5 protein-coding genes are annotated in these 6,158 nt (G+C 69.8%); all 5 read left to right on the plus strand.

Going from position 1 to position 6,158, the window contains the following annotated elements:
* Positions 1–100 precede the first annotated feature (100 nt).
* Positions 101–1,267 carry a sialidase family protein gene (locus ACOJSN_RS23800; protein WP_420114965.1) on the plus strand — a complete coding sequence of 389 codons (1,167 nt, stop codon included), beginning with the start codon at positions 101–103 and terminating at the stop codon, positions 1,265–1,267.
* Complete coding sequence (locus tag ACOJSN_RS23805) at positions 1,264–2,199, plus strand: aldo/keto reductase (RefSeq protein ID WP_420114966.1); 936 nt, start codon at positions 1,264–1,266, stop codon at positions 2,197–2,199. The genes ACOJSN_RS23800 and ACOJSN_RS23805 overlap by 4 nt, the downstream gene beginning before the upstream one ends.
* Positions 2,200–2,213: 14 nt before the next feature.
* On the plus strand, positions 2,214–2,987 hold the full coding sequence (locus tag ACOJSN_RS23810) for an HpcH/HpaI aldolase family protein (protein WP_420114967.1): 774 nt from the start codon (positions 2,214–2,216) through the stop codon (positions 2,985–2,987).
* Entirely contained in the window at positions 2,984–5,104 is a 2,121-nt protein-coding gene (locus ACOJSN_RS23815) for an MGH1-like glycoside hydrolase domain-containing protein (protein ID WP_420114968.1), read from the plus strand. Before ACOJSN_RS23810 ends, ACOJSN_RS23815 begins: the two co-directional genes overlap by 4 nt.
* 174 nt (positions 5,105–5,278) lie before the next feature.
* On the plus strand, positions 5,279–6,158 hold an 880-nt coding region (locus ACOJSN_RS23820), incomplete at its 3' end, for a hypothetical protein (protein ID WP_420114969.1).

The following is a 6,158-nucleotide window of genomic DNA, read 5'->3' on the forward strand; positions in this document are numbered from 1 at the left end:
TGGAGCCATCTTCGCACAAAACACGCAGAACATGTTAGGTTGATGCGCGTTCTGCGCGAAATGGCCTGCGTGCCGCCACGACCTTCCCCGAGGGGTGCTCATGGAAGAGCTGAGATACGACTCCGTGCTGAGGGATCGGGCCGACGGTAGCGCTGCCGCCTGGCTCGCTCCACCCGGGGTGGAGAACCACGCCTCGTTCCTGACCTACCTGCGCGACGGCACGCTCGTGTGCGCGTGGTTCGCGGGTGCCCGCGAGGCCCGCCCGGATGCGTGCATCTACACCGCCCGGCTGCCGCGTGGTGCGAGCGAGTGGGAGCCGGCGGTCAAGGCGTCGGACGATCCGGATCGCTCGGAGCAGAACCCCGTGCTCGCCGAGCTGCCCGATGGCCGACTCTGGCTGCTCTACACCGCGCAGGAGTTCGGCTCGCAGGACACCGCGCTGCTCAAGCAGCAGTACTCCAGCGATGGCGGCCGCACCTGGTCGGCGCCGGAGCGGTTCGGTGAGAGCGTCGGCCTGTTCACGCGCAGCCCGCTGATCCAGCGCACCGCCACCCGCTGGCTGCTGCCGGTCTTTCACTGCCCGGCGCTGCCGGGCCGGGTCTGGCACGGCGATGGCGACTACACCTCGGTGCTGGTGACCGACGATGCCGGCGCCACCTGGCGCGAGATCGAGGTGCCTGGCAGCGTGGGCGCGGTGCACATGTGCATCGTGCCGATGGCCGACGGCGGTCTGGTCGCCTTCTACCGAAGCCGGTGGGGCGACCATGTGTACCGGTCGGAGTCGAACGACGACGGCGACACGTGGACCGCGCCGCGGCCGCTGACCATCCCCAACGGCAACTCCTCGATCATGGCCTGCACCGTGCCCGATGGCGCGGGTGGCGAGGTGATCCTGCTCGCCTCCAACCCGGTCCGGGGCCCCGAGGGCGGGCACCTCGGCGACCGGCCCGAGGTCGAGGAGGGCTACAAGGTGCGCGCCCCCGGCGTGGCCGCGCCGCTCGACCGGCACGTCTCCGGCTCGCCGCACCGGCTGCCGCTGACGATCCAGGTCTCCCGCGACCGCGGCCTGACGTGGGCCCAGGTGTACGTGCTCGAGGACGAGAGCACGATCCACCCCTCGCTCGAGACCACCCCCGGGCGCAAGAAGCGCGAGCTGTCCTACCCGGCGATGGTCTCCGACGGCACGGTGGTGGACCTCAGCTACTCCTACGCCCGCCGCACGATCAAGCACGTCCGGGTGCCGGTGGCCACGCTGGCGCGGTCATGACCGCCACCCACCCACTGGGCACGATGCCCTTCGGTGACACGGTCGATGAGGCGAGGGCTGCCGAGATCGTGAGCACCGCCGTCGACCTCGGGGTGACGGAGCTCGACACCGCGGTGACGTACGCGCAGGGCAGGACCGAGGAGATCCTCGGTCGGATCCTGCGCCGCGTCCCCGAGACCGTGCGTGTGTCCTCGAAGGTGGGTATGCAACAACCGGTCGACGGCGGCCCGTTGAGTCGGGCGGAGATCGTGCGGTGTGCGCGGGGCTCGGTGGAGCGGCTGGGCCGCCCGCTCGAGACGCTCTACCTGCATCAGCCCGATCGGAGCACACCGCTGACCGAGACGGTCGCGGGCGTCGGCGAGGTGATCGCTGCGGGGCTGGCGCAACGCCTCGGCACCTCCAACCACGCCAGCTGGCAGGTCGCGGAACTGGCGGCCGAGTGCCGCGCGCAGGGCGTGCCCGAGCCGGTGCGCGCGCAACAGCTGTACAACCCGATCGCGCGCACGCTCGAGGTCGAGTTCCTGCCGTTCGCGCGGGAGCGGAACGTGGAGGTCGTGGTCTACAACCCGCTCGCCGGTGGCCTGCTGTCGGGACGGTACCGCTCCGGATCCACACCGCAGACCGGTCGGTTCGCCGACTCTCTGCTTGCTCCCATGTACCGCGGCCGGTACTGGACCGAGGCGTTCCTGGCGATCGTGGATGACCTGACCGATCTCGCTGCGCAGGCGGGCATGCCGCCGACCGAACTCGCACTGCGGTGGAGCGCTTCGCACCCACAGGTCACGCAGGTGCTCGTGGGCGCCTCTCGACCCGAGCAGGTCACCAGCAATCTCGCGGCACTACGCCGGGGCCCGCTGCCGCAGGACCTCCAGGACGAGGTCCGGGCTCGCACCCGGGCGGCACAGGACGCCGCACCCCCCTACGCCCGCTGACCATCGAGGATGACATGACGGACTCCGCACCGGCCGCGATCGGCTACTGGGTGGTGATGGACGCACCCGTGGCCACCGAGCGCATCGCGCGCCACGGCTACGACTACGTGTGCGTCGATGCCCAGCACGGGCTGCTCGATCACCGTGGCGTAGTGGCGGCGCTGATCGCGATCAGCGCAGGTGGAGCGTTGGCCGCAGCTGCAGGGGTTCCGGTGCCGCTCGGTCTGGTCCGCGTGCGGGAGAACTCCCCAGGCGTCATCTCGCAGGCGCTCGACGCGGGGGCCGATGGCGTGATCGTGCCGATGGTGGACACAGCCGCCGATGCGGCTGCCGCCGTGGCCGCGGTGCGCTACCCGCCGGCCGGCACCCGCTCCTACGGCCCGATGCGCGCGGTGTTGCGCACCGGCACCGACATCGAGCGGATCAACGACCGCCTGCGCGTCTACGCGATGATCGAGTCGGCGGCCGGGCTGGCGAACGTCGCGGAGATCGCGGCCACGCCTGGGTTGAGCGGCCTGTACATCGGGCCCTCTGACCTGACGTTGGCGATCGGTGGCCGCTCGAGCACCGACAGTGCGGTTGCCGAGGAGTTCGCGCGTGCGCTCGACCGGATCGTCGCGGCAGCGCGGGCCGCTGGGGTCCAGGTGGGTATTCACACCTCGGGCGGTCAGGTGGCGAGCGAGCGGGTCGCTGCAGGATTCGACCTTGTGACGATCGCGTGCGACCTCAACCATCTCGACGATGCTGCGGGCGCGCACCTGGCGCTTGCTCGAGGAGCCAGCCGGTGAACATCGACGACGCACTCACCGGACCGCACCGCAGCCTGCGCACCCGGCCCGATCGGCTGCTGCTCGGTCCCACCGGTCGCCGGCTGTGGGCCGAGTCGCTCGAGGACGTCCCCGGCTTCAGCGGCAGCATCGACTACGTCCACAAGATCAACATCCCGCTGCTGTTCACGATCACGCCCGACCGGCCCGCCGCACCCGAGCGCAGCGACGGCACCTGGCGGCCCTCGCACCTGCGCAGCCGGCAGCGTTTCGATGGCGGCGTCAGCGTGGACGAGACCCGCTTCGTCACCTGGACCGACGAAGCGGTCAGCATCCAGGAGTGGGTCAACACCGGCACCGAGCCGGTCCAGCTGACGGCAGCCTTCGACGGCGACTGGTGCCGTCTCGAGGCAGATGGCCGGGTGCGTGGTGATCGCGAGATCACCGCCTACGACTTCACGATCCACGCGGAGGTGTCCGCTTCGGATCCTCAGATCTGGACCGGGGTCGACCTCGCACCCGGCGGGCGGTACCGGGTGCAGGTGGTGGCCGCGGTGCGGCACACCTCGGGTGACCCCCTCGATCCGGTGATCGAGAAGACCAGCGAGTGGGACGCCGTCGACGGCGGACTGCTCGAGCGACAGCTCGACGAGTATCAGCAATGGTTCGACGGCGTCCCCGACCTACGGACTGGCTCGCCGATGCTCGACCGCACCTGGGCGTACCGCTGGTACATCCTGCGCTCCTGCCTGACCGAGCCACAGCTGGGGCTGCTGCCGGGGCTGACCGTGACCGAGGGGCGTTCGCACAAGCACACCAAGGAGCCGTGGGCGGTAGCGGGCCACGAGTTCAGCATGTTGGTGCCGCTGTCCACGCCGTTCCACGTGGTCGACCTGCGCTGGCACCACGACCCCGCCTGGGGTACGGCGGCGATGACAGCGGCCGCAGCCACCCAGAACGAGTCCGGTGAGCTGTGCGCCACCAAGATCCGGCGCCACTCGAAGGGGTACGCGAACTACTTCGGCCACGCGTTGGCTGAGTTCGCGCAGGTGCACGGCCGCGACGCATTGCCGCCGCAGGCGGTGGAGGCGGCCGTGAAGCAAGCACTGCTCGAGCACCGCGCCGCGTTGCATGCGGGCGCCGACGAGTTGCCGATCGAGGCCGACCACAAGCGCACAGGCAAGGAGTACCAACCCAGCTACTGGTATTTCCACGACTACCCCAGCGATGCCAAGGACCCGGAGACCTTCACGCCGCTCAAGCGCGTGGACCGCGCGATCTACACCTACCTCAACGCGCGTGCGGCGGCGGGGCTGATCGGCGGCGACCCGCGGGCGACCGAGCTGACCGCCATCGCCGAGCAGGTGCGCCGCTCGATCCTGGACAAGCAGTGGGATGCCGAGTCGGGCTTCTTCTACGACCTGCACCACGACACCGACGAGCAGGCGCGCGTGCGCAACGTGGTGGGCTTCTACCCGTGGTGGGCAGGCCTGACCGATGAGCAGCACCTGCCCGGGCTGCGCGCGGCCGTGGCTCCCGACCTCTTCGGGACGCCGCTGCGGTACCCCTCCACGGCGCAGGACTGCCCCGCCTTCCGGCCGCAGGGGGGCTGGATGGGGAACTTCCTCAAGGGCCGCAACGGGTGCATGTGGAACGGCCCGGCCTGGCCGTACACGACCGGGATCGCGCTCGACGCGATCGGGGGCGCGGCGCAGCGGCACGGAGATGAGGCCTCGGCGCAGGAGTTCTCCGCCGGGCTCTGGTCCTACCTGCGCTCACACTTCCGTGACGGCGATCTCGCGGTCCCGTATCTGGTGGAGCACTACGACCCGTTGACCGGCGAGCCGATCAGCGACGAGCCCGATTACAACCACTCCTCGCTCATCGACGTGCTGGTGCGGCACGTGGTCGGCCTGCAGCCGGGCGAGGGTGAGCTCGTGGTGGCGCCGCTCGACATCGGGGCAGGGGACGTTGCGCTTCACGGTGTGCGGATCGGTGCCCACGTGCTGGACGTCGAGATCACTGGCGCCGGCGAGCAACGGCGGGTGCGGGTGGCGTGCCGGGGAACGCAGGTGCATGAGGGCGCGTGCGGTGACCGTGCGGTGGTGGCGTGGGACGCCGAGGAGTGCGCGCACTAGAGCGCGCGAACTACGCAGGATCGCTATCGCAAACTGCGCGAAACGCTAGACATGACCGCTATGTCGCCCTAGCATTGCGTGGAATCACCAAACCTCAGCGGGGATCGAGCGGGACAGCCAGGTCCCCTCGGCGCCCGCCGTACGCGCCAGGCGCTGCGGATTCGAGGGAGAATCATGAATCGACGACGTTTCACCGGCAGTTGCGCCGGCCTCCTCGCAGCCGGGCTCGTGCTCACGGCCTGTGGCGGCGGCGGGAATGGCGACGGCGACGGAGGCGAGGGCGCTGACGGCGGATCTTTCAGCTATCGCCTGCCGCAGCAGCAGGCTGTCTGGCTCGGCGACCAGTTGTGGTTGCCGGAGATCGAGGAGCGCACCGGGGTCGACGTCGAGCTCGTCGATGGTGGGCCGAACGACACCTATTACCAAACCATCGACCTCGACATGACGAGCGGCGGTATCGGTGACTCCGGTGTGGCCACGCTCGCGCAGGTGCAGGTCTACGGGCCGCAGGGCGCCTTCGTCGACCTGGCGCCTCTGATCGCCGAGCACGCGCCGAACATCCAGGCGTACATCGACGAGAACGAGGACTTCCGCAGCCTCATCACCGACCCGAGCGGAGCCATCTACGGCCTGATCATGGAGCGGCCCGCCATCGGCGCCGCCACCATGTACCGCGCCGACATGTTCGCCGAGGCGGGCATCGCCGAGGTGCCACGCACGATCGCCGAGCTCACCGAGGCGCTGCGTGCGTTGAAGGAGACCTACGGCAGCGACAGCAACTACTACCCGATGAGCGGGCGCGACTCGTTCTTCAACCTCGCCTACGCGTTCGGTGCCGGCTTCGCGATCGAGGATGGCCACAGCCGCGGCTTCTACGACACCAGCAGCGGCGGGTCCTTCGACCTGATGTCGGACAACTTCCGGGAGATGGTCGAGTGGTACAACCAGATCTACTCCGAGGGCCTCATCGACCCGATCTGGGTCGAGGGCGCCATGACCGAGGAGGAATGGCAGTCACAGTTCCTCACCAGCGGCGCGTCCGTGACCACCGACT

It is taken from the genome of Pseudactinotalea sp., assembly GCF_048594945.1.
Classification (GTDB): domain Bacteria; phylum Actinomycetota; class Actinomycetes; order Actinomycetales; family Beutenbergiaceae; genus Pseudactinotalea.